The organism is Bartonella vinsonii subsp. arupensis OK-94-513 (assembly GCF_000278235.1).
Classification (GTDB): Bacteria; Pseudomonadota; Alphaproteobacteria; order Rhizobiales; family Rhizobiaceae; genus Bartonella; species Bartonella arupensis.
Genome location: NZ_JH725038.1, coordinates 119,292 through 144,442 on the forward strand (window position 1 = coordinate 119,292; position 25,151 = coordinate 144,442).

Consider the following 25,151-nt stretch of genomic DNA (forward strand, 5'->3'; position numbering starts at 1 on the left):
CTTGCAAACTCTTTTGATCTTCCTTATGTCACACAGATAGAGAATGAGTATTTACGGAATAGTAAACACTTATGATGCATTAAGTTTTTATGCGGTTGTAGCTCAGTTGGTTAGAGCGCTGGTTTGTGGCACCAGAGGTCGTAGGTTCAAATCCCACCAACCGTACCATTTATCTTGTTACAACTTTTCTAATTCTTATTTAGTGCGACTTTTGCTGTGGTTAAAAGCCGCAGTTATCGGCCTTTTTTGCGTTTGAGCCAAAGCCTACAAGAGCAGGACATTGCCAAGCTAAAAGCAGCCTTTCCGCATTGTTTATTCGTGGATGTAATTTGATTGATATTGCCGATGAAAACCGTTATTTGCAGAACGCATGGTTTGCACTGACCGGCAACCTTCTTAATGAAGAACAGATGGATCGGTTGATTCAGATTGCAAGCATCATGAGCAAACATCGGGCTGCTCCTGAGCTGGGATTGTTGGCTTTTTTCGTTTGTCGTATGCCGATACTTCTCGCGCGCTATCAAGCGCGGTTTATCATCAAAGGATTTAAGAGAAAAATATAAAAAGGTCCACCAATCATGGCTATAAAGCATCGCGCCGAGCAAAATTTCTTGGGTATATGTCAGATTTTGGGCGCAAGCGCTGTGATTAGCCAGCTGGCGTTCCCGCGCTGGGGAGCAATCTCAATGTTGGCAGGGCTGATGATCGGCGTTGGTGTTGGCTGGTTGCTCTGGCATGCCACTCCGCGTTTAAAAATCAAAGAGGGAACGGATTTAATTATTCTGCCTGGTACGCGGTTGACGCTGACATTTATTCTTATCGCTTTTGTCATCAAATTCGCATTGATTGTTTTTCTCAAGATTGAACCTGATTTGAAATATGCATTTGATTTTAACCTTCTTTTTGGTCTTTTAAGTGGGTTCACTGGTGGTATGTTTTGGGGCGGCACATTAAATTTATATATAACATTTCGAAAGAATCCAAATTAATCCCTATACCATTAGCTGTGGGTGCTTCCCATTAGAACTATCTCAATAGAAGCTTATACCTAACAACAACGCTGCATACAAATGCAGCGTTGCCTCGTAGTTTCAGATTTTTTATCCCAGCGCGTGAATACGTGACGGAAGTGATATATCTGACTATGCCCCCTTGGGGGAAGAGCGAGCCTAAAGGTTTAGAATGCTATGAGTTTGAGCTAGCTGGACTTTGAGCAGATGGTTTATCGCTAATGGGAAATCATTTTGTTTTACGATTCAAAAAGAAGATAGTGATGGTCTCATTGGCGTAGGTGGGCAAGAAAACTCTTAGCTTGGCAATGCGTCAACAATTTGTAGAACTATGTTGTGGAACCCATACGCAAAGCGGTTGCTATGATGGCATGATGCTTTTGTCAAGCATTATGATATGGTAGGAACCGGTGTTTAAGAGTGCAACTGCGGTCACTGTACGATCCAGTAGTATTACGTCTAAGTATTTAGGAGCGGTAGACTCTGTACAGGCTATACGTACAATATGTGAAGCACGCTTGTGGGAATCAGTGTGCCATTATTGCGTTGTGCATGCAACCCTCTAGCTAGTACTTCATTGGTAAGGTTGTTTTTTGAAGCTGATTAATTATCTGTGTGTTTTTTAAGAGAACGTTAGTACCGATGTATCGCGTGCAGTACCATTTTTTACTATATTTGATAGTGTAAGCAGCTTATAATGGTGGTAAGGTCTCTTTTACCTCAATATAAGTTGTGTCATTCTTTTTACGTTGATAAAGTTTTTTCGTGACGTTCATTGGGGTGGTAGCGTAAGGGCGTAATTTGGTTATTTTTTGAGTTAGTGTGTCATGGTTGTGAAAAATGGTAAAAAAATGCAAAATAAGGGTTCTAAACCTGTTTCTGGCTTTCTCAAAAATTTACGTGGTGTAAAAAACTGGGAGCAAGTTTCACAGTGGCTTGCTTTCCGTAATGTAGAAGATATTGAGTGTATTACGCCTGATCAAGCAGGTGTACCACGTGGCAAGATGATGCTTTCTAAAAAATTTACATCAGAAACATCATTGGCATTGCCTTCAGCCGTTTTTGTGGCAACAATTTCAGGCGATTATCCTGAAGATGGGCATGGTTTTGAATATCCGAAAACAGATGGAGATTTACGCCTTGAGCCTGATCTTTCTACGTTAAGCATTGTGCCATGGGAAGATGCGCCTACCGCACAAGTGATTTGTGATCTTGTGTATCAAAATGGGCAAGTTGTGGATTATACACCACGCAATGTTTTGCGAACAGTGATTGATTTTTACACAGAAATGGGACTAAAGCCGGTTGTTTCACCAGAAATTGAATTTTATTTAGTAGAGAAAAATCCTGATCCTGATTATCCTTTAGTACCTCCAGTTGGTCGTTCAGGACGTTCAATTGGCGGGGGACAGGGCTATTCGATTGCCGGTGTAAATGAATTTGATGAGTTCATTGATGATATCTATCATTTTTCAGAAGCGCAAGGATTGGAAATTGATACGCTCATTCATGAGGAGGGGGCTGGCCAATTTGAAATCAATTTACGTCATGGTGATCCGATTGAATTAGCTGATCAAGTGTTTATGTTCAAACGCACAATTCGTGAAGCGGCACTTAAGCATAATATGTATGCAACTTTTATGGCTAAGCCTATTCAAGGACAACCGGGTTCTGCTATGCATATTCACCAATCGGTTGTTGACCAGAAGACGGGTATGAACATTTTTACACAAGAAGATGGTGAGGAAAGTGTCTTTTTTCGCCATTTTATTGGTGGATTACAAAGACATATGGCAGGGGGGCTTGTTATGCTGGCTCCTTATGTAAATTCTTATCGACGTCTCATGCCTGATATTTCAGCACCTGTTAATTTGCGATGGGGATATGATAATCGTACCACAGCTTTTCGTGTACCTCGCTCTGCTCCACAAGGACGGCGTGTTGAGAATAGACTCCCTTCATCAGATGCTAATCCTTATTTAGCTCTTGCAGCTTCTTTGGCTTGCGGTCTCATTGGATTGCAGCATAAGCTTGAACCCGATGAGCCAACAACAAATAATGTGAATGCTGATAACATTGAATTGCCACGTGGTCTCATTGAAGCGGTCAACTTATTTGAACAAGATACAGCGATACGTGCAATTCTAGGAGATGCGTTTGTCAGTACCTATGCTGCAATCAAACGACAAGAGTTTGAAACTTTTATGGAAGTGATTAGCCCGTGGGAGCGCGAATATCTCTTGCTTAATGTTTGAGGTTTATCACGATGATTGATTACAATCCGATTTCTCCGGGAATTTCTTGGTATGAAGATAGTTTAGAAGAACGCCCCTTTTATCCGTTTTCAGATGAACAGATACAGTGCGATGTGGTTATTATCGGAGGTGGATTTACAGGGCTTTCAGCGGCTTATCATTTAGCTAAGGCTGGAGTACATGTTGTTTTGTTTGAGGCTTCACGGTTTGGTGACGGTGCTTCAGGGCGCAATGGTGGGCAATTGGGAACGGGACAACGACAATGGGTAGAAACACTGGAAAAAAAATATGGTTTTGAGCGAAGTAAAGTGCTGTTTGATCTCGCTGAAGAAGCCAAAAGAGATGTTCTATCTTGGTGTGCAAAGTCCGATTGTCAGTGTGATTTTATGGAAGGTCATCTTTCCGTTACCCATAAAAAACGTGAACTCACATCTTATCAACGGCATGTGGAAACGATGCAGCGTTATGGTTATCATGGTCTTACTTTTCTGGACAAGGATGAAACAGCTAAGCGTATTGGTTCTTCTTTTTATCATGGTGGTATTTATGATGCGGGGACAGGTCATATAAATCCCTTAAAGCTTGTTGTTGAATTAGCCAAAAACGCAAAAAACGCTGGTGCTAAACTTTATGAGAAGACGCAAGTATCTGCAGTAAAACGCGATGGTAGCCATTATAGTGTGCTAACGGAACGGGGCAAAATAAAGGCTGAACATGTTTTATTGGCGACCAATGGTTATAAACTTGGACTTCAACATTTTATTGAAAGAAATATTTTTTCTATCCGCTCTTATATTGGAGCAACCGAACCTTTATCAAAAGACAATCCTATTCTTCAGGGAGGCGAATCGGTAGATGATTCCCGTTTTATGGTACGCTATTTTCGCAAAAGCATTGATAATCGCTTATTATTTGGTGGAGTAGAAAGTTACGATAATCAGTATCCTGCAAATTTAGAAGAACGTATACGACGGCAGATTATTGAAATTTATCCTCATCTACACTCTATAAAGCTGACACACCATTGGGGGGGAACAGTTGCTATCACAGTTGAACGTATGCCTTATGTTCGCCAACTTCTTTCGGGTATAACTTATTGTGGTGGTTATTCAGGACATGGGGTTATACTTGCTCCTTTTATAGGGAAATTATACTCTGAGTGGCTTACTGGGAAACGTGAACGTTTTGCGTCTTTTCAGGATTTAAAGATTTCGTCTTTTCCTGGTGGGAAAATTCTGCGTTATCCGCTTATGTTTTTAGCAATGCGCTGGTTTTCTTTAATGGATCATTTGTAACTGGATATTGTTTAAAACGAAGAAAATTAATGGCTTGTTTAAGATCTGTCTGCTTTAATGATTGGAGCTTCTGTAAATTGTTTAAGCTTTTATAATTAAATAGGAAGAGAGACAAGTTCATGGTGAGTCAAATTATTCCAGTCTCTTCCTTTGATTGTATTGTTTTTGGTGGCAATGGCGATTTAACATCACGCAAACTTATTCCAGCTCTCTATCATTGCCAGTGTGTTGGACAATTAAGTGAGCCAACGCGTATTATTGGGGTTTCACGTTCTTCACTGAGTAATGAAGAATATCAAAATTTTGTTCGGGCTTCTCTGGAAAAACATGTTCATCCAAAAGATCTCAACCAAATTGAATTGAACCGTTTTCTTGCGCGTTTAATTTATGTTTCTGTTGATATTACATCAGATCGGGGATGGCAGGATCTTGCTCTAGTGTTGTCAAAGGATTCAGCTGATATTCGGGCTTTTTATTTAGCGATTGGTTCACACCTTTTTGATGATATCGCGATGAGATTAGAGAAAAATGGTTTGGTAACGCAGCAAACACGGATTATCATTGAAAAACCCATTGGACGTGATGTAAAAACAGCAATAGAGATTAATGATATATTTGCAAAAGTGTTTGATGAAGATCAAATCTTTCGTATTGATCATTATCTTGGCAAGGAAACAGTTCAAAATCTAATGGCGTTGCGGTTTGTCAATACACTCTATGAGCCGTTATGGAATTCCAATTATATTGATCATGTTCAGATAACAGTTGCTGAATCTTTAGGATTAGAAGGACGTGCTGAATATTATGAAAGTGCAGGTGCGCTACGCGATATGGTACAAAATCATATGCTGCAATTGCTATGTTTGGTTGCTATGGAAGTACCATTTACCAATAAGGCAAATGCGGTGCGTGATGAAAAACTGAAAGTTTTACATTCTTTAACACCTCTTAATGTGCATAATGTAGAGCAATACACTGTACGTGGCCAGTATTTTGCTGGTATCTTGAATGGTATTTCTGTAGGCTCTTATCTTGATGATTTGGGGAAAAAGGTCAGTAAGAGCGAAACATTTGTAGCGCTTAAAGTTAAGATTAACAATTGGCGTTGGGCGGATACACCTTTTTATTTACGAACTGGTAAACGTATGCCTACACGGATGTCTGAAATTGTTGTCGTTTTTAAACCCATTCCTCATAATATTTTTAATACGCATTTGGATGAAATTTTTTCTAATCGCCTCGTTATTCGTCTCCAGCCTAATGAAGGGGTAAAACAATGGTTGATGATTAAGGATCCAGGTCCTGGTGGTATGCGATTTCGTCATATTCCATTGGACATGAGTTTTGCGTCTGCATTTTCTGAACGTAATCCTGATGCTTATGAACGCCTCTTGATGGATGTTATTCGTGGGGATCAAACACTGTTCATGCGTCGTGATGAAGTTGAAGCTGCTTGGTGTTGGATTGATCCTATTCTTGAGGGATGGCAAGCAATAAAGCAGCCTGTTCATGGATATAGAGCTGGTTCGTGGGGGCCATCTGCTTCGACACTTTTGATGGAACGTGATGGGCGTATATGGAACAATTTAGTTTAGAGTAATAAGTATGCATGGAATGAATATTGATCGTTTAAATTTTGAAACGCCCACGGATTTAGCTTTAGCATTGGCTGATCGTGTTGCAGCAGAGCTTAGTGTAGCTGTCCTTGAGCGTAAGCGCGCAATTTTAGCAGTTTCTGGTGGTAAAACACCAGAATTGTTTTTTCATTATTTGTCAAAAGCTGATATTGATTGGCAAAATATTATCATCACTTTGGTCGATGAACGCTTTGTGCCTGCTCAGCATGAGCGTTCAAATGAACATAGGGTACGCCGTCATTTATTACAAAACTTTGCAGCTAAAGCACATTTTGTAGGACTTTATCATAAGGCAATTACTGTTGAGCTTGCGGCTTTTTCAGCCGCTAGTCGTATCAATACTTTGCCTAGACCATTTGATGTTATTGTTTTAGGAATGGGGGTTGATGGTCATACGGCTTCTTTTTTTCCTGATGCTGATCGTTTGAAACAAGCACTTGATCTTCAAACACAGGCACTTGTTTTACCACTTCATGCGAAGAGTACTCTTGAGCCAAGGCTTACGCTCACTTTGCCAGTTATCATACAATCTCGTTGCATTATTCTTCATTTTGAAGGTTTTCAGAAACGCGATTGTTTTGAAGCAGTTTGTCAGGATGGGGATGAAATAGAAATGCCTGTTCGTGCGGTTTTACGCAATACCCATCACCTTATACAGGTTTATTGGTCACCAGATGAAAATGAAATAAGTGAAGTGAAAATGTGATACAGATGTAGAAAACACGCAATCTCTCGTTAATGATGGAAAGCGTAAATGAGGGGGTATAAATATGGCGCTTTCTAAGACAATTGCTACGGTTACACGAAAGATTTATGAACGTTCTCTACCAACACGAGAAATTTATTTAGATCATATTGCTAAGGCACATGAAAATCGTCCCAAAAGAAGTTTTTTAGGGTGTGCCAATCAGGCTCATGGTTTTGCAGCCTGTGGTCAAATAGACAAAGAACGCTTAAAGTGTAATATCGTAGGAAATATTGGTATTATTACTGCGTATAATGATATCCTTTCATCACATCAACCTTTTTTGTCTTTTCCTCACCTCATTAAAGAGGCTGCTCGTATGGTTGGTGGTGTTGCACAAGTGGCAGGTGGTGTTCCTGCGATGTGTGATGGTGTAACACAAGGGAATGTGGGGATGGAGCTTTCTCTTTTTTCGCGTGATGTGATTGCAATGGCGACGGCTATAAGCTTATCACACGAACTGTTTGATGCTGCGTTGTATCTTGGAGTATGTGATAAAATCGTACCTGGTTTAGTAATTGGGGCACTAACATTTGGTCACTTGCCAGGAATTTTTGTTCCTGCTGGCCCTATGACAAGTGGGCAAGGCAATGATAAAAAAGCCAAGATCCGCCAGCTTTACGCGGAAAATAAGATAGATCGCCAAACCTTGCTCGAATCAGAAGCACGTTCTTATCATGGTCCAGGAACATGTATATTTTATGGGACTGCTAACTCAAATCAGGTGATACTGGAGATGATGGGGATACAGATGCCTGGAGCCTCTTTCATTAATGCAAATACACCGTTGCGTGACGCTTTAACAAAGGAAGCTACTCAGCGTGTATTTGAAATGACAGCACTTGGCGATGATTATAGTCCCCTTGGTATGATAGTTGATGAACGTTCTTTCGTGAATGCTATTGTAGGATTAAATGCGACAGGGGGATCTACCAACCATGCGATTCATTTGATTGCTATGGCTGCCTCTTGCGGTATTCAATTGACATGGCATGATATTGCAGAAATTTCGTCAGTTGTTCCTCTTTTAGCACGGATTTATCCTAACGGTTTGGCCGATATCAATCATTTTCATGCCGCTGGTGGTATGGGATTTGTTATTCGCGAGCTCATTGAGGCGGGTCTCGTGCATGAAGATGTCTGTACAGTTTTTGGTAAAGACCTCAATGCTTATGCAATTGAAGTAAAGCTTTCCGCTGATAGTAGCGTGGTGCGTGTGCCTGCTCTCAATAAAAGTGGTGATCAGAAGGTGCTATCAGGGTGGAAAAACCCATTTCGGCCTGATGGTGGGATTCGTGTTTTGTCGGGAGATTTGGGTACAGCTATTATTAAAGTTTCCTCTGTTAAATCTGAGCATTGGCGGATTGAAGCTCCAGTTCTTGTATTTGATGATCAAGAGGGGCTGCAAAAGGCTTTTAAATCTGGAGCATTGAATGACAAAGACTTTATCGCTGTCATTCGTTATCAAGGGCCAAAAGCCAATGGCATGCCGGAACTTCATAAATTAACGACAATTTTAGGTCTTTTACAAGATCGTGGTCAAAAGGTGGCATTGGTAACGGACGGTCGTATGTCGGGTGCATCAGGAAAAATTCCTGCTGCAATCCATGTTACACCAGAAGCTTTGGATAATGGTCCCATTGCGCGTTTGCAAGATGGTGATATCGTTCGTCTTGATGCACATGTGGGAGAATTAGCTCTTTTGGAAGATTTGTCAAAATTTAATGCACGGACAATCATACTTCCTGATCTTTCAAAAAATGAATATGGCTTTGGGCGTGAGCTTTTTCATGTTTTTCGCAAATCCGTTAATAGTGCAGATCAAGGAGCATCTGTTTTGATAGTATGAGTAAAGGAATATTCATTGCAATAAATATGTGTAAAATCTCTTAAAATTTTGGCACAGGCAGATTATGTGCTCGAGCCGCTGCCTTGAGCGTATTAACCATGAGCATGGCAATTGTCATAGGCCCAACCCCTCCTGGAACAGGGGTAATTGCAGCAGCTTTTCCTTTTATTTCTTCAAAATCGACATCACCAACAAGACGTGTCTTTTCTATGCCTTTTTCTGGAGCTGCAATGCGATTAATGCCAACATCAATAACAATAGCACCATTTTTAACCCAGTCCCTTTTAATCATACGTGGGCGGCCTATGGCTGCTACTAAAATATCTGCGCTACGACATACATCATCAAGGTCACGGGTACGACTGTGGGCAATTGTCACGGTAGCATTTGCTGCTGTTAAAAGAGCGGCCATAGGTTTTCCTACAATATTAGAGCGTCCAATAACAACGGCATCAAGACCGGATAAATCTCGTCCACATTGTTGTTCAATCATCATCATAGCGCCTGCTGGTGTACAAGGAATGATAGCGTCCTCAAGGTTGTTGGTTGCGAGTTTTCCTACATTGATATAATGAAAACCATCAACATCTTTTTGGAAAGCAATGGCTTGTGTTATGCGGTTTGTATTAATATGGGGGGGCAAGGGAAGTTGCACCAAAATGCCATGGATTTTAGGGTCAGAATTTAATGCGGCAATGCGTTGAAGAAGTTCATGTTCTTGTGTTTCTTTGGAAACCATATGTTTAATTGAAAAAAAACCACACTCTTCGGCTTTTTTGCTTTTTGATGAAACATAAACCTGACTTGCAGGGTCATCTCCGACAATAATAACAGCAATACCAGGTTGTATATTATAGTGATTGCGGAGTTTTGTTGTTTCAGCCTTAACTTTTACAATAATCTCTTCAGCGAGCTTTTTTCCGTCGATAATATTATTCATTGAGAGAGATCCTTTCGATAGGGCTGTTTATTTTTTTGTAAAGCATTTGCTGACAATACAATAGCGTTTTATAGAAATATTCCTATGAAAACAGTAAGAATGGTATGACAATATTATGTATTTTATAATTTTTGACAGCTTTTAAAATAATCTCTTTGTAAAGAAGCAGCAACATTGCTGTTCTCGTAAACTTTGGATAAGAACAAGAATAATGAAGTTGTTAAATGAGATATGGCAAATTTTAGGATTATAAGAAGTTTTTTGACGATCATTTGAGTTTGCTTTTAATCTTGTTATAGGAGTGAGAGTATAGAGGAAGATTGTGCACGTCAGAATAATAAAATTTTTGAGCGGAATTTTTATTACAATTATTTTTTCGCTTGGAGTTGGTCTTTTTATTTTACCTTATCTTGTTTCTACCGATATGATTCGTATTCGTTTAGCACAGGATTTGAGTGCGTGGACGGGTTATAATGTGCAATTGCGTGATCCCCCTCGATTAAATCTTTTTCCTTACCCTAAAGCACTTCTTTCTGGTGTTACTTTAACATCAAAGATGAATCATGTTGTACCGTTGATGGAAGCTGAATCAATAGAAGTTGACCTTTCTTTGATCGACCTTCTTTTGGGACATGTTTCTTTTTCAGAAACGCGAATTGTGCGCCCTCAGTTTGTTATGGAAAAGCCCGTAAAAACAGCTGCAGATTTTTTTGATAGGTTTTCACGATCACAAGGTGCATTAGGATTAGCAATACGCAGTGCTCGTGAAATATTGAAGCATAATCCTGATCATCCAGATATAGAGCATCTTTTGAGACAACCGTTTGGGCGGATTGTCGTCGAAAATGGCGTTCTTGTGTATCATGATAATATTTCCAGAGTAGCAGAAAAAATAACGGGTTTAAATGCGACCTTAGATTGGCCCGAATCAACACAGGAAGTGAGATTTCGTGCAGATGCTCGTTGGCGCGGAGAGTTGACAAAATTATCAGTTGATGCTGACCAAGCATTGCTGCTTTTAGCAGGAGGGAAAAGCCAGATTAAGGCAAGTCTTAATTCTGTGCGTGGTGGCGTAACCTTTATAGGGCAGGCTCGATTATCTGAATATTATCGTTTTGATGGAAAAGTATCGATGCGTTCTCCTGGTTGGGATCAGACATTGTCTTGGATTGGAGGCAATCAGTTTTGGGGGTATAGATTAAAAGCACCTATTGTATGGGAGTCTGGTTTTTTAGCACAGCCAATGCATATCCAAATGAATAATGTTACATTTACGATGGGTACAGCAAATGCGCGTGGAGCTTTAGAAGTTGATTTTCAGGACTATGTACCAATTATAAGGGGATCTTTAGCATTTGATAATCTAGATTTTAATGTTTTGGGATCAATGTTTTTTTCGGTTAAAAATCAGGATTCATTTCTTGATATGGCAATTTTTAATCGTATTGGGGTGGATCTACGACTTTCTTTGCCTCAAGCAAAAATAGGGAAATTTGCGCTTACGAATTTAGCTGCTGCGATACAAATAAGAAATAGGCATGGTATTTTTGATCTTGGACATGCAAATGTTTTTGGTGGCTCATTTCAAAGCAATATCGAAATTGTACCAGATAAGCAGAAAATGCGTATTAAAGGACGTGCTTCAGGGACTTCTATTGATATACAAACTGCTGCAGAGGCTCTAGGAATAACTCCATTGGCACAGAGCAAAACAAACTTTACTATGACGGCAGAAACGCTTGCCAGTTCTTGGTCAGAAATCTTTTCAAAGATGCAGGGTAAATTAACATTGAATATGTCTTCTGGTCGATTGTTAGGATATGATTTGAATGATTTACAAATGAGACTTTCAAAAAATGAGCAATTTCTCTTAATGGGAGACGATGCCCTCTCAACAGCTTTCGATTTCTGGGATATTCAAACAACATTTTCAGATAGTACGATAAAGGTAACAGAATCATTGATGTGCACGGCAGATTGGAGTTTATCCATTTGGGGAACAATTGCATTTTCTGTCATGCAAGAACTACAGAATGAGTTTAGTTTGCAGGCAAGATTGCGAAAAACGCATAGTTCAGAAACGCTCTGTCAAGATGTTCAATGCCTTGCTAACAGTCTCGTTTGGCCTTTTACTTTTTCTCTTAGTTCTAAAGGACAAGAACGCGGAATTTTTTTGGTTAAACAAGGTATCTATGCAGATTGATCGCTATTTTTCATATTGGTATTGGTAAAAATTTTAGAAAAACTGTTAAAAGTCTTATGTCATGATAAAATTTTATAGATAAGCTATCCAGAGCTTGGAGCTTATTGAATTTGTGAAGAAATGCCATAGCCATCTTTAGTGACGGAAAACTTCCCATCTGCTCCAACAGAGCCGATTCCTACAGTGATCAGAATAAAAGCTAACAGGCTAATAATAGTGATAATTGTGGCTTTTTTAGCAGACATATTTTCCCTCAAACTATGTGACCTATGACTGAATACAATGGTGAATAATGTGTTTTTATAAAATTACAGATAAGCAGAATCATTTAGTGATCCATTTGTTCCCAGCATTATCTCATAAAGCGAAAAAACTCTATAATTCTTTAATATATTATAGTTCTATAGATATAATTCTCTCTTTTTGTTATATGTTTTTTTATCTTCTTGATGATTATAGTTAGCTTTGGCACAATTCTATGCGCATAAATTATAAACTTAAAAGGTTATTTGTCCGACAACCACTTGCTTTGAATGAAGCAATCAAGATAGAGGGGGCACAAGCTGCTTATCTTATACATGTCTTGCGCATGCAAGAAGGCGCTGAAATTTTACTTTTTAATGGACAGGATGGTGAATGGCTTGCTAGACTCACCACCATTAAGAAAAAATTTGTTGTGATTCAGCTTATTCATCAAGAAAGATTGCAAACGACGCATTCAAATCTCATTTACTGCTTTGCTCCACTCAAAAACGCGCGTTTGGATTATATGGTGCAGAAAGCTGTTGAAATGGGGGTATCAATGTTGCAGCCTGTTATAACGCATCACACACAAGTTACGCGTATTAATATGGAGCGTATGAAAGCTAATGTTATTGAGGCTTCAGAGCAGTGTGGCATCTTATCCGTGCCTGAATGTGTATCTGCTATCTCGTTAGCAGAGCTTTTAGCTCATTGGAACGAGGCACGACCTTTGTTCTTTTGTGATGAAGCGCATAAACCACATAATCCATTACATCTTTTAAAAAAGTATGAGATGACAGCATCTGGGGTGCTCATTGGACCAGAAGGTGGTTTTAGTGAAGAAGAGCGGAACTTATTAAAAAAACATCCTTTTGTGATTCCGATATCTTTAGGTCCGCGTGTTTTACGTGCTGACACTGCAGCTGTTGCTGCTTTGGCTCTTCTTAATGTTACCGTGGGGGATTGGTCAATTAATTGAGACGTTCGTAAAATCATTCTAAACAATTCATTTAAAATGATGGAACTGATGATAGGATACAATAAGTTATGGCGCTTGATATAACGGATGAAAGTGAAATTTATAACTTAGATTCCTTGGTTAGCTATTTCCAAGGGGGGTGTAAAGCAGAGCATGATTGGCGTATTGGTACGGAGCATGAAAAATTTCCATTTTATATAGATGGTTTTCGTCCTGTTCCCTATGAAGGTTCTAAAGGGATTCGTGCACTTCTAGAGGGAATGCAAGAAGCTTTAGGATGGAAGCCTATTGTAGATGAGGGAAATATTATTGGGCTTATAGGATCAGTTGGTCAAGGTGCCATTTCTTTGGAACCTGGGGGGCAATTTGAATTATCTGGTGCACCACTGAAAACCATTGGTCATACTTATTGCGAGGTGATGGAGCATTTAACTCTTCTCAAAAAAATTTCAGGGCCATTGGGTATTGGTTTTCTTGGTATGGGGGCTAGTCCAAAGTGGACTTTAGCTGAAACTCCGCGAATGCCTAAGTCACGTTATCAGATTATGACAAATTATATGCCAAAGGTTGGTCATAGTGGCCTTGATATGATGTATCGCACATCAACGGTTCAAGTGAATCTTGATTTTTCATCTGAAATTGATATGCGGCGAAAAATGCAAGTATCAATGAAATTACAGTCTATTGCGACAGCATTATTTGCCAGTTCACCTTTTACAGAAGGAAAACCGAACGGCTTTTTATCTTGGCGCTCTGAAATTTGGCGCGATACTGATAATCAGAGGTCAGGAGTTCTTCCGTTTGTATTTTCTGAGCGTTTTGGTTTTGCGGATTATGTTGAATGGGCACTTGATGTCCCCATGTATTTTGTCGTGCGCGATGGTCGTTATTATGATTGTACACATATAACTTTTCGTCAATTTATGCAGGGAGCATTAAGAGGACAAGTTACAAACGCAATACCCAATATGGGAGATTGGATTAATCATCTCTCAACTTTATTTCCTGAAGTACGCTTAAAACGATTTTTAGAAATGAGAGGTGCTGATTGCGGTTCTTGGAAGCATATTTGTGCATTGTCGGCTTTTTGGGTTGGGCTTCTTTATGATAGTGAAGCATTGAATGAAGCAGAGGCTTTGACAAAAGATTGGTGTTTTGAAGAAGTTCTGGATATGCGCAGACGTGTTCCTAAAGAAGGATTAAGAACACCTTTTCGCCAGACCATAATTTTAGAAATAGCTCGTCAGGTCGTTGCTATTTCACGCAAGGGGTTAAAAAATCGCAGGCAGTATGATGCTGATGGTTTAGATGAGACAAATTTTTTGGTTCCCTTAGAAGAGGTGATTGCAATGGGACAAACAAATGCTGAGAGGTTTTTGTCTCTTTATCATTCTATTTGGAATGGGACTGTGGAACCTATATTTTTAGAATGTGCCTATTAAATTTTGAAACAAAAATTCTCTTTTTAATTCTGAAGAAATGCACATCGGAGAATCCAAAAACTTTTTGTGTACGCAAATATTGGATCATAAGAGTTTGTTTTAAGTTTTGTTTTTAATTTTTTATCTATTCGCGTTGATCTTTCTTTATCTTCTTGCCACAAATTGGCAAAGCATCCGTGAAAGACAAGCATTATATGATCATACTTTCAAATATCTAATTCGGGAGGGGCACGCTGTAATTCTCTTAAATATTTTAAAACAGCCTGTTACTATATTTTGTAGGGATATTTCTTTCTCGAAAGATTTTATTGCTTTAAATAGAGCGGGAATGGTGAAATATCATTCAAATGACAAGGCCTATTGAAAGTATTCTTTTAGTATTAGAACGTGAAAGAGAGCTGTTGGTATTTTATTTCTGATGAGAAACATTTTATTTGCAAATAGAATTGAAAATAATTTTATTTGATTTTTTATCTCCTTTAAAGAGTGATTAATAGACAAAAAATTCTCTTCTAACTTATAAATTAAAAAAATAATGATTTTGTAAAAGCGTTGCACGCTTTATATTCCGTTTTCCGATATCAGACATTGATTTTGAGCTATGTATATTATTCAATATCAAGCATAACAATAGTGGGCATAAACAATGGTATTTCATTTTTTCATCAATTTATTTCTATTTGTTATTTTTTTGTTATGGCTTGCTCAAAGCAAGAGAATGAAATGGAGCCTTTCACTCCGTGTTATGCTGGGGCTCATCCTTGGCATGATTTTTGGAAGTGTTTTACAGATTGTTTATGGAGAAGGCGAAGCTACTTTGTTGAAATCTGTTGAATGGTTTAACATTGTTGGTAATGGCTATATCTTATTACTACAAATGATTGTTATGCCATTAGTTTTTGTCTCTATCGTCTCAGCGGTCGCTCATTTACATTCTGTTTATGCTGTTGGTAAAATGAGTACAATGACCATTTCAATATTGCTTTTTACAACTGCTCTTTCAGCATTGGTAGGCATTTTTGTGGTTAATTTCTTTGGGTTAACAGCGAATGGTTTGGTACATGAAGGGAAAAATGTTTCTGCTTTTCTCGATGATCGTATTGCTCAACTTGGAGATATGAATGTTCCAAAGATGATTTTATCTTTGATTCCTAAAAATCCATTTGCTGAATTAAGTGGAGCTAAGCGCACATCAATTATCAGTGTTGTTATTTTTGCATCCTTTTTAGGAGCTGCGGTTCTTCTTTTAAAGAAAGATGATCTAGAAAAGGGGGAAAAAGCACTTTTATTCATTCAAGTAGCACAAGCTTGGATTACGCGATTAGTTCGTATTGTAATTGCTTTGACGCCTTATGGTATTTTTGCCCTTATGACGAAAGTTGGAGCGACCTCACATGTTGCAGATATTTTAGATTTATTTGTTTTTATCATCGCTTCCTATGTTGGTATTCTCCTTATGTTTGGAATTCATGCTGTGTTGCTTGGTATATCAGGAATTAATCCGTTTCGTTTTTTCAAAAAAGTTTTACCTGTTTTGACATTTGCTTTCAGCAGTCGTTCAAGTGCTGCAAGTATTCCTTTGAATATTGAGGCTCAAACGCAATGGATTGGTGTACCGCAGTCAATTGCAAGTTTTGCAGCCTCTTTTGGGGCAACAATTGGACAAAATGGTTGTGCAGGACTTTATCCAGCGATGCTTGCGACCATGATAGCACCTTCTGTGGGTATTAACCCTCTTGATCCTACTTGGATTGCTACTCTTGTTGGTGTTGTAACGTTGAGTTCTATTGGTGTAGCCGGTGTTGGTGGTGGTGCTATTTTTGCTGCATTGATCGTTTTGCCAGTTATGGGGCTTCCTGTTTCTTTGGTTGCTGTCCTTATGTCTATTGAACCCTTAATTGATATGGGGCGTACAGCTCTCAATGTAAGTGATTCAATGTTGGCAGGAACTATAACCAGTCAAATGTTACGGACAACGGATAAAAGTATTTTTGAAAAATAATTTTCTATGTCGAGGCTATGCTTTTTTTGGCTGTTTTACTAAAGCATCTGCAAGAGATATTTGTGCCGATCCAGGTTGGAGAGGCTTTTGCTGATTTGGATGAGGTGACCAACCAGAGAGCCAGATGAAAGAAAAATGCGCGCGAATGCGCCCATCAGGATCACTAAAACGTTGTGCATAGATTTCAGCTGCGCGGAGAAAAAAGCGCTTAGATACAGGGCGTCGTGAGCGATTGATAAGCGCATTTTGCATTCCCATAGCTTTAAGATCATGTATAAGGTCAAACATTGTATCGTAACGTATTGTGATATTTTCAATGTCTGCTACAGGAAGAGCAAAACCAACACGTTGTAAAAGAGCACCTACATCACGAATGTCGGCAAAAGGATAAATTCTAGGGCTTGCCCCACCATAGATTTCCATTTCAGCTTCTAGTAAGCATTCACGCAATTCTACAAGTGTACCTGCTCCCACCATAACCGCCAGAAATAAACCATCTGCTTTAAGGGTATTTTTTATCTGACGAAGAACACCAGGGGTATCATTGGTCAATTGTAATGAAAGAAGTGAAACGATAAGGTCACAATAATTTTGAGGAAAGTTGAGAAATTCTCGAGGGCGTAAATGAAATTTTTTGTCATGACTTTGATAAAGGATATCGGTTTCAACGCGTTCTATGGAATGGACTTTTCCAGATTGCAATAGAGCTTTTGCTGCAAGATCTGTATGGCTGTGTAAATCGAGAGCTAATGTAAAGAAACGATCAACAGTACTGAGACGTTTACAAAGATCCTCGGCTACGTAGGACAATAAAAAGTCACACCCTCTTTTTGCTTTTTTGAAAGCACGTTTGCGGAATTGCTCAATACGGTCATGATCAAAAATTAAAGGATGCGGCATATTGTTAAGGTCTTTCGATCTATGATTCAGAGTCTATTTTGCAAAGGTTCATTTTTGCACAAGCTCTGTCAAGTTTATGATGTGGAAAAAGAACAAATTTATAAGAAGTAAGGGTTTTTAAAGGAATTAAAATTAAAAAATACAAAAGAATGTTTTTGTACAGGGAAGCTGTAAAAGCCTAAATTAATGATGTTATGCTTTCAAGAAATGGCTTTAAATAGCGGAAATATATTAAGCAGGTTCATTGAGCGCTTTCTAACAATTTTGTATCCGCCGATTTGCCCTGGATGTAAGCAAAGCGTTTCTGCTTATGGTACAATTTGCTCTGAGTGTTGGAAAGATCTTCAATTTATCACAAAACCTTATTGTCCTGTTATGGGAACCCCTTTTGTTTGTGATATGGGGGATGGTTTTCTCAGTGGTGAAGCTCTTCAAAATTCTCTTCCTTTTTCGCGTGTTCGCTCGGCCATTGTTCATAAAGGGGTGGCGCAAACTTTGGTAACGCGATTGAAATATGGTGATCATATAGAGTTGGCATCTTTTATGGCGAATTGGATGGTGTTTGCTGGGCGCGAGATTATTAATGATTGTGATATTATTATTTCTGTTCCTTTGCATTTTCGTCGTTTTTTGAAGCGGCGTTATAATCAATCTGCTGAGCTTGCTCGTTATATTGCCTTTGCACAGAAAAAAAATTTTAAGCCCGGTTGGCTTGTGCGTTGTCGACATACCCGTCCACAAGTCAGTTTATCTGCTAGAGAACGAAAATTAAATGTACTGAATGCTTTTGAGGTGCCGCGTAAAGTTAAAAAATATCTAAAGGGGCGTTCTATTTTGTTGATTGATGATGTTTTCACAACCGGTGCGACAGTTACAGCAGCGGCTGCAACATTGAAACGCGCAGGTGCGCGACAGGTAGATGTGTTAACATTTTCGCGCGTACTAAAAGAGGCTTCTATCTTTCCTAGTTCTTGAGAGAAGCTTAAAGTTGATAGTATTTTGAAACCATTGGAGAATAACTATGAAAGAGATAACACTTTATACACGTCCTAACTGTCCTTACTGTACGAAAGCACGTGATTTGCTTGATAAAAAAGGAGTAAAATATACAGATATTGATGCATCAACGTCTCTTCGCCAAGAAATGGTGCAGCGTGCTAATGGACGTAATACATTTCCACAAATTTTCATAGGTGATTATCATGTCGGCGGTTGTGATGATCTTTACGCTTTAGAAAATGAAGGGAAGCTCAATTCTTTGTTGCAAGGTGTATAATTATTGTAGATTATATTCGCTTAAGATTTTTTTGCGAGAAGCATATAGTTGACGTCCATATCTTTTGAGCGATTCCAGCTGTCGGTTAAGGGATTATAGGTAATGCCGACCTGATCAATGACAGTCAGAGTACTTTTTGATAAAAGGTTTTTAAGTTCCTGAGGTTTTAAGAATTTTTTATAGTCATGAGTTCCTTTTGGAAGCCAACGTAAAATATATTCAGCACCTACAATAGCGAGTCCCCATGCTTTCCACGTACGGTTGAGTGTTGAGACAAACATCAATCCTTGTGGTTTGAGGAGTTCTGCTGTGGCTGCCATGAAGAGGTTAACATCAGCCACATGCTCAACAACTTCCATATTGAGGATGATATCAAATTGTTCTTCTTCATTAGCCAGTGCTTCTGCAGTAGTGGTGCGGTAATCAATAGATAGGCCATTTTGGGCTGCGTGGATTTTTGCGACTTCAATATTAGTTTGCGCAGCATCAGCTCCTACAACCGTAGCGCCAAGACGTGCCATTGGTTCACATAACAAACCACCTCCACAGCCAATATCAAGAATTTTTAAATTTTCGAAGGGCATAAGTGAGATAGGATCGCGATTAAATTCTAAACAGATTTTTTCTCTAATGTAAGCAAGACGTGTTGGATTAAATTGATGAAGTGGGCGAAATTTTCCTTGTGGATTCCACCATTCAGAAGCAATATGTGAGAAGTGATCAATTTCATCCTGATCAATTGTGGTATGCGTTTCATGTATCATATCGCTTTCCTTGTATTTTTAATACTCAAGTCAGATAGATTTTATCTTAAAGTCAAGAGAAAATAATATAAATATAACTAAACTTGCACAAATGGTAGATATTCTATATGTGAAAAAGTGGTTTATTGATATGGGAGTAAGTTCTTATTCTCACTGTCATTTGAGATAAGAAATGTAAAGGTAAGAGTATTATTGATGGCACGCATTGTCATGAAATTTGGCGGAACATCTGTAGCAGACATTGAATGTATTCAGAATGTTGCGCGGCATGTTAAAAGAGAGGTGGATGCAGGTAATGAGGTTGCGGTTATAGTATCCGCGATGGCTGGAAAAACCAATGAGCTTGTTCAATGGACATGTGATGCTTCACCAATGCAGAGAGATGCTTATGAATATGATGTTGTGGTTGCTTCTGGTGAGCAGGTAACAGCGGGTTTGTTGGCTCTTACACTCCAAGCAATGGGAGTCAATGCGCGTTCATGGCTTGGTTGGCAAATTCCTATTCACACGGATAGCGCGCATAGTCGTGCACGTATTACAGATATTGATGGATCTTTTTTGATACAGCGTTTTCAGGAAGGTCAAGTAGCAGTGATTGCTGGTTTTCAGGGATTAGCTCCAGATAATCGGATTTCTACCTTAGGGCGTGGGGGATCAGATACAAGTGCTGTGGCTATAGCGGCAGCGATACAAGCTGATCGCTGCGATATTTATACAGATGTGGATGGTGTTTATACAACGGATCCGCGTATAGAACCTAAGGCACGTCGTTTACCAAAAGTTGCTTTTGAAGAAATGCTAGAAATGGCTTCTCTTGGGGCGAAAGTTTTACAGGTTCGTTCTGTTGAATTGGCAATGGTTCATAAAGTCCGTACCTTCGTACGCTCAAGTTTTGAGGATCCCGATGCATTAGGCATGGGTGATTCAATGAATTTTTCTGGAACACTTATTTGCGATGAGGATGAAATCGTGGAACAACAAAATGTTACTGGCATTGCTTTTGCTAAGGATGAAGCACAAATTTCTCTCCGTAGACTTGCAGATCGTCCAGGGATCTCTGCAGCAATTTTTGGTCCCTTAGCTGAAGAGCGAATTAATGTCGATATGATTGTGCAAAATATTTCTGAAGACGGCTCAAAAACCGATATGACTTTTACTGTGCCGTCAGGGGATGTAGAGAAAGCCGTTGCACTTCTTGAGAAAAATCGCAAAGAGATTGGATTTGATGTTATCCAATTTGAAAGCGATCTTGCCAAGGTATCTGTTATTGGGATTGGTATGCGCAGTCATGCAGGTGTTGCCGCTACAGCATTTCAGGCTTTGGCTGAAAAAGGTATTAATATTCAAGCAATCACGACTTCTGAGATTAAGATTTCTATTTTGATTGATAGTGCTTATACTGAACTTGCAGTTAGAACATTACATGCTGTTTATGGGCTTGATAAGGGGTAAGTATTTTGGGGTTCTAAAAAGACTTCCACGTCATATAAAGTATGCATATATGTAGGGGAAACGGGAGGCTCCTTATATAAGTGTTTAGTGAGAGAGAAAAGTACGCTATTGTTTCAAATAAGTCTATTAGAGGAATTTTTGTAAAAGCTGAGTTAGGTTATAGAGCTCGTAGATTTTATTATTCACGCAATGATGTAAAATAGATTCGATAAGATATAGTCCTTAGATATTTACTTTTCTTAAAAGATTGGTTAAATTTTTCTATATTTTCTACAGATTTAATTTTATTCTCGTTTGAGGGGGGATAAATATCCAAATGGTTGGTGCGACAATCACTCATAAAGAAATACTTCAATTGTGAGGTAATATGCCAAGGCTTTTTTTCTTTTGGCATACAGGATTTTATGGTTCTTGATTTGTCTTCTCTTGTTAGCCTTGGATAAGGGATTATTTACGTCAAATACAACAAACAAACTCTTTATAGTTCTCAGTAAACAAAATAATGTGCACTTTATTATTAGAAATCAGAAGTTTGCACAGTGATAGTAATAGTAAGTTGAGACGTGTAAAATTACCATCTACAGTTTTAGTACAAACAGTTACAATGAACAATTTGTTCTATATTTTCTGTCTGTTCATTATTTCGCAATACATTATACATGCGCATTGATCGGTCAAGATTTCAATGTTTTGATCATTTGAAGACATAGTATAATATGCAAAATCACATGTTCATTTTGTTTACTGGGAACTATGAGGAGCTTTTTGATTACGCTTTATGTAAATAACTCCATATCCAAGGCCGATAAGAGCAGATAAACCGGATCCACAAAGGACACCAATTTTTGCAGAATCAAGCAGGATAACATCTTTAAAAGCAAGCATTGAAACAAAGATAGACATTGTAAAGCCAATACCCGCTAAAAATCCAATGAGCAAAATACCTGTCCATGTCATATGAGGAGGTAGGCGGCATAACCCTGATTTTACGGCCAGATAGCTAGCAGCAATAATTCCCAAAGGTTTTCCAACAAAGAGACCAATAACGACGCCAAGCACAATCAAGAATGATTCATGAGAAGAAAGGTCGAAGTTTGCAAAACTAACACCAGCATTTGCAAAGGCAAAAATTGGCATTACACCGTAGGCAACCCACGGATGCAATGCTTTCTGAACACGTGTTACTGGCGCAATCATATCACGTTGTCCTTTGCGCATTTTTTTTAATGCAGTTGAGATATGATGCAGATCTGTTTTTGTATTTTTTTCTTGGAGAACTTGCATTGCATTGCTTAACATGGTGAGAGGAGCTACCAAAGTACGGGTAGGAAAAACTGGAGTCATCATGCCTAAAATCACGCCAGCAAGTGATGGATGAACACCTGTTGCCATTAAGCCCCACCAGATGATTGCGCCAGGTAGAATGTAAAGCCATGCCGAAGCGAGACCAATCCATTGAAAAAATAACACTAAAGCAATACCTGCTGCTGCAATAATGAGACCACTAGGATCAATGTTCGTTGAGTAGAAGAAAGCAATAATAAGAACAGCGATAATATCATCAATAATTGCTAAAGATAAAAGAATGATATGAAGATTAGAAGGAATTCTTTTCCCTAGAAGAGCCAGAATTCCGAGCGCAAAGGCAATATCTGTAGCTGTTGGTACCGCCCAACCATGCGTATGCCCCCCATTAAAATTAAAGCTGAGATAAATAACTGCAGGGAGACAAACTCCACCTATTGCCGCAACAATTGGCAAAACTGCTTGTTTAAAATCAGCGAGAGCACCTTCATGAATTTCGCGTCGGATTTCCATTCCCGCAACGAGAAAGAAAACAGTCATGAGAGCATCATTAACCCAGAAATGTAAATCCCATGAGAGGGTAAAATGACCAAAGTTAAAGCCAAAAGGTGTATGCCAGAAGGATTCATAGAGAGAAGCATATTTAGAATTGGCAAAAATGAGTGCTGTCGCCGCTGCTAACAAAAGAACAATACCGCTGAGAGCTTCAATATGAAGAAAGCGCTCAATAGCAGAAAGCGCTTGATTTGTGACACGAGACGCGCGATTGGGCAAACGATTTGAAGATAAATCAGACATGAACAACTCCAAGTGTCGACAATTTTACCAATGATATTTTTTATATAAACCACTCTGTATGATGTTTTTTATATCATACAAAAGAAAAAAGGGGAATAAGGCTCTTAAATCCACAGACAAAATCATCATGTTCAAAGTTAAATAATGCTTTTTAAGGTGATGCTTCATTCTTGATAGTGAGATGCACTTTTCTCAAAACTGTGGACAAATCGTTTTGTAGTGCGGTTTCGAGATCAGCTATTGTAAGCCCTTTGTTATCGTTAGCCTTTATTTGAATAACCAATGTTTTGGGATTTTTAGCAAAGTCACCAAAAGCTTTTGAAAGATCTTCAGCTTTATCATGATTTTTTAGAAATATTTTTGGGCTTTGTGTCATCAACACATAGAAATCGTCATAGAGTTCCTTTTTGAGATCATGTTTGCCATCATTAAGATTTTGAGCAAGATAAGAGAAAAACTTATCAATGAAACCAGCATCTGTATAGCGTATGTCAATTTCATTGATGCCAAGGTCCTGAGAGGCTGCAATCATCACATCTTTCTGACCAGAAAAGAGTTTTTCATCAGCATCAATAATTTTAGCAGATATTTTTCCAGAACCAACACCTTTTATGTTGAAAGACATTCCATTAAGAGAGAGCGTACGTTTCCCTTCATCATAAGCAATATCGAGTTTTCCTGAAATATCAAAACGCTCAAGGTTCATTTTTTTGAAGAGATCTAAGTCTTTTTCTTCTATTTTTTTCGGTAAAATCGAAAAGTTATCAAGAGAAAGAAGCATTTTTTTGGGTATAGGATGTTTCCACAGACTTGGTTTAAATTGGAAGGATTGGAGCGTTGTTTTCAACCGCGGTATATCAACGACAACATTATCAATTTTCGCATCAGCTGAGGTAATAGCGAGCAGTGTGTTTAAGAGGATACCATTTCGTGCTGTTTTTTCAGCAACTGGATTATTTTCTTTTCTTGCATCAAGATAAGCTTTAATCAATTTCTCTGGTGTTTGTTCGAGCGGTTTCATCTTTAGACCAGACGTTTTAAATTGACCGAGAGAAAAAGAAGCATTTTTTTCTGTTTCTTTGAAAATATTGACACTTATGTTATTCAAAGAAATGGGACCAGTAACGATTTTTCCTTGATTGAGCGCGTTGTTTTTTCCAAAAATGATAGAATAAGCGTAATTGATGTCAATATCATGCATTTTCATTGTATCACTTTTGGCAATAAGAGACATCTGTTCAGCGCCATTTGCAGCGATCGTTGTAAGGTCGATATTCTTAACGCTAACAGAACGAATATGACCGTTTCTAAAACCAGAAAGCTGAAAATTCTTTACGTCAACTTTTTCTGTTTCTTTATTTTTATCTTTTACAGAAAGCTGTATATTAGGAGCAAAGATTGATGCAAGTTCAATACGCATAATTGTTTGCAAAAGGTGTGATGTAATCGCAGTATCCTTTTCTTTTAATGATACGCTTTTAAGAGAAATCTGGGGAATGTGTACATGAATATTCTTATGCTTTAAATCAACATTATAAAATGTAAACGTCCCTGGAATAAAAGAAAGAGGGGGGCGGGCTGAAATGGCACCAATTTTAAGTGATGTATCTGCAGGAACTGGCAGTGTAACATTTGTTAAATTGACTTTTCCCATGATGCTAACTTCGGCTGTTTCTGCTTTTATAGAACGGCGGGCTATTTCTCGTCTCACAAAGCTGTCAAGATAGGGTTTTGCCATATAAAAAGCACCGACAACTATAATTGCCAAGATAGCGACAAATCCAATAATACAAGTCAACCAGTATTTTAGATTACTTCTATACCCATTATTAAGATTGTCCATCATTTCTTCTTTCATCTTTATCACTCCCTCGTGAGAGTGGAGATAAATTCCTTTAAGCAACAACAAAAGTTAAGATAAAGTGCGCATCAGGTTCAACAGTTATCTACTCTCTTTTACATGTAGAGTCATTTCTGTTTTTTTTGCAATACGCTTTTATTAACTGTTATCAATTTTCTTTAATTTCAACAAAACACTTAAAGAATAAGCAGAGAG

The 25,151-nt window shown here is 38.6% G+C and carries 20 protein-coding genes and 1 tRNA gene; 15 read left to right on the top strand and 6 right to left on the bottom strand.

Features of this window, described 5'->3' with window-relative positions:
* Positions 1 to 91: 91 nt before the first annotated feature.
* The 8 genes from ME1_RS05660 to edd all read left to right on the top strand — a co-directional run bounded on the left by ME1_RS05660 (position 92) and on the right by edd (position 8,791).
* Positions 92 to 168: transfer RNA gene (locus ME1_RS05660), tRNA-His, on the top strand.
* A gap of 140 nt (positions 169 to 308) precedes the next feature.
* A complete protein-coding gene (locus ME1_RS05665) occupies positions 309 to 563 on the top strand; it encodes a hypothetical protein (protein WP_035011744.1) in 255 nt (84 codons plus the stop codon).
* A 15-nt stretch (positions 564 to 578) separates the two neighbouring features.
* Positions 579 to 989, top strand: coding sequence for a hypothetical protein (locus tag ME1_RS05670; RefSeq protein WP_004864452.1), 411 nt, complete (start codon positions 579 to 581; stop codon positions 987 to 989).
* 848 nt (positions 990 to 1,837) lie between these two features.
* Positions 1,838 to 3,265, top strand: a complete 1,428-nt coding sequence (locus tag ME1_RS05675; protein ID WP_004864454.1) for a glutamine synthetase family protein — start codon at positions 1,838 to 1,840, stop codon at positions 3,263 to 3,265.
* An 11-nt stretch (positions 3,266 to 3,276) separates the two neighbouring features.
* A complete protein-coding gene (locus tag ME1_RS05680; protein ID WP_004864456.1) occupies positions 3,277 to 4,560 on the top strand; it encodes an NAD(P)/FAD-dependent oxidoreductase in 1,284 nt (427 codons plus the stop codon).
* Between the two features lie 119 nt (positions 4,561 to 4,679).
* The gene (gene zwf, locus ME1_RS05685) at positions 4,680 to 6,155 is read left to right on the top strand and encodes a glucose-6-phosphate dehydrogenase (RefSeq protein WP_004864458.1); all 1,476 of its coding nucleotides are present in this window, start codon (positions 4,680 to 4,682) and stop codon (positions 6,153 to 6,155) included.
* A 10-nt stretch (positions 6,156 to 6,165) separates the two neighbouring features.
* Positions 6,166 to 6,903 carry a 6-phosphogluconolactonase gene (pgl, locus tag ME1_RS05690; protein ID WP_004864460.1) on the top strand — a complete coding sequence of 246 codons (738 nt, stop codon included), beginning with the start codon at positions 6,166 to 6,168 and terminating at the stop codon, positions 6,901 to 6,903.
* Between the two features lie 64 nt (positions 6,904 to 6,967).
* Positions 6,968 to 8,791, top strand: coding sequence for a phosphogluconate dehydratase (edd, locus tag ME1_RS05695; protein ID WP_004864462.1), 1,824 nt, complete (start codon positions 6,968 to 6,970; stop codon positions 8,789 to 8,791).
* 40 nt (positions 8,792 to 8,831) lie between these two features.
* Here edd and folD read toward each other — a convergent pair whose 3' ends face one another.
* Entirely contained in the window at positions 8,832 to 9,731 is a 900-nt protein-coding gene (folD, locus tag ME1_RS05700; protein ID WP_004864464.1) for a bifunctional methylenetetrahydrofolate dehydrogenase/methenyltetrahydrofolate cyclohydrolase FolD, read from the bottom strand.
* 322 nt (positions 9,732 to 10,053) lie between these two features.
* Between folD and ME1_RS05705 the strand changes: the two genes are divergently transcribed.
* A complete protein-coding gene (locus ME1_RS05705) occupies positions 10,054 to 11,934 on the top strand; it encodes an AsmA family protein (RefSeq protein WP_004864467.1) in 1,881 nt (626 codons plus the stop codon).
* Positions 11,935 to 12,035: 101 nt separating this feature from the next.
* On the opposite strand, the gene ME1_RS08135 is transcribed toward ME1_RS05705, so the two are convergent.
* The gene (locus ME1_RS08135; protein WP_004864470.1) at positions 12,036 to 12,179 is read right to left on the bottom strand and encodes a hypothetical protein; all 144 of its coding nucleotides are present in this window, start codon (positions 12,177 to 12,179) and stop codon (positions 12,036 to 12,038) included.
* Between the two features lie 233 nt (positions 12,180 to 12,412).
* Here ME1_RS08135 and ME1_RS05710 point away from each other — a divergent pair, with 233 nt between their 5' ends.
* The 3 genes from ME1_RS05710 to ME1_RS05730 all read left to right on the top strand — a co-directional run bounded on the left by ME1_RS05710 (position 12,413) and on the right by ME1_RS05730 (position 16,600).
* Complete coding sequence (locus ME1_RS05710; RefSeq protein WP_004864472.1) at positions 12,413 to 13,156, top strand: 16S rRNA (uracil(1498)-N(3))-methyltransferase; 744 nt, start codon at positions 12,413 to 12,415, stop codon at positions 13,154 to 13,156.
* 68 nt (positions 13,157 to 13,224) lie between these two features.
* Positions 13,225 to 14,598, top strand: coding sequence for a glutamate--cysteine ligase (locus ME1_RS05715; protein ID WP_004864473.1), 1,374 nt, complete (start codon positions 13,225 to 13,227; stop codon positions 14,596 to 14,598).
* 646 nt (positions 14,599 to 15,244) lie between these two features.
* Positions 15,245 to 16,600: an L-cystine transporter gene (locus ME1_RS05730; RefSeq protein ID WP_004864475.1), complete on the top strand. Its 1,356-nt coding sequence runs from the start codon at positions 15,245 to 15,247 to the stop codon at positions 16,598 to 16,600.
* 15 nt (positions 16,601 to 16,615) lie between these two features.
* Here the strand turns inward: ME1_RS05730 and ME1_RS05735 are convergent, their stop codons facing one another.
* Entirely contained in the window at positions 16,616 to 17,500 is an 885-nt protein-coding gene (locus ME1_RS05735) for a methyltransferase domain-containing protein (protein WP_004864477.1), read from the bottom strand.
* 189 nt (positions 17,501 to 17,689) lie between these two features.
* Here ME1_RS05735 and ME1_RS05740 point away from each other — a divergent pair, with 189 nt between their 5' ends.
* Together ME1_RS05740 and grxC are read left to right on the top strand one after the other, a co-directional pair.
* Entirely contained in the window at positions 17,690 to 18,475 is a 786-nt protein-coding gene (locus tag ME1_RS05740) for a ComF family protein (RefSeq protein WP_004864479.1), read from the top strand.
* A 46-nt stretch (positions 18,476 to 18,521) separates the two neighbouring features.
* The gene (gene grxC / locus ME1_RS05745; RefSeq protein WP_004864481.1) at positions 18,522 to 18,776 is read left to right on the top strand and encodes a glutaredoxin 3; all 255 of its coding nucleotides are present in this window, start codon (positions 18,522 to 18,524) and stop codon (positions 18,774 to 18,776) included.
* A gap of 20 nt (positions 18,777 to 18,796) precedes the next feature.
* On the opposite strand, the gene ubiG is transcribed toward grxC, so the two are convergent.
* Complete coding sequence (gene ubiG / locus ME1_RS05750; RefSeq protein WP_004864482.1) at positions 18,797 to 19,540, bottom strand: bifunctional 2-polyprenyl-6-hydroxyphenol methylase/3-demethylubiquinol 3-O-methyltransferase UbiG; 744 nt, start codon at positions 19,538 to 19,540, stop codon at positions 18,797 to 18,799.
* A 195-nt stretch (positions 19,541 to 19,735) separates the two neighbouring features.
* On the opposite strand from ubiG, the gene ME1_RS05755 reads away from it, so the two are divergent.
* Entirely contained in the window at positions 19,736 to 20,992 is a 1,257-nt protein-coding gene (locus tag ME1_RS05755; protein WP_004864484.1) for an aspartate kinase, read from the top strand.
* A 741-nt stretch (positions 20,993 to 21,733) separates the two neighbouring features.
* Here the strand turns inward: ME1_RS05755 and nhaA are convergent.
* Both nhaA and ME1_RS05765 read right to left on the bottom strand, forming a co-directional pair.
* Positions 21,734 to 23,095: a Na+/H+ antiporter NhaA gene (nhaA, locus tag ME1_RS05760; protein ID WP_004864486.1), complete on the bottom strand. Its 1,362-nt coding sequence runs from the start codon at positions 23,093 to 23,095 to the stop codon at positions 21,734 to 21,736.
* 151 nt (positions 23,096 to 23,246) lie between these two features.
* Positions 23,247 to 24,953 carry a hypothetical protein gene (locus ME1_RS05765; protein ID WP_004864489.1) on the bottom strand — a complete coding sequence of 569 codons (1,707 nt, stop codon included), beginning with the start codon at positions 24,951 to 24,953 and terminating at the stop codon, positions 23,247 to 23,249.
* Positions 24,954 to 25,151 lie beyond the last annotated feature (198 nt).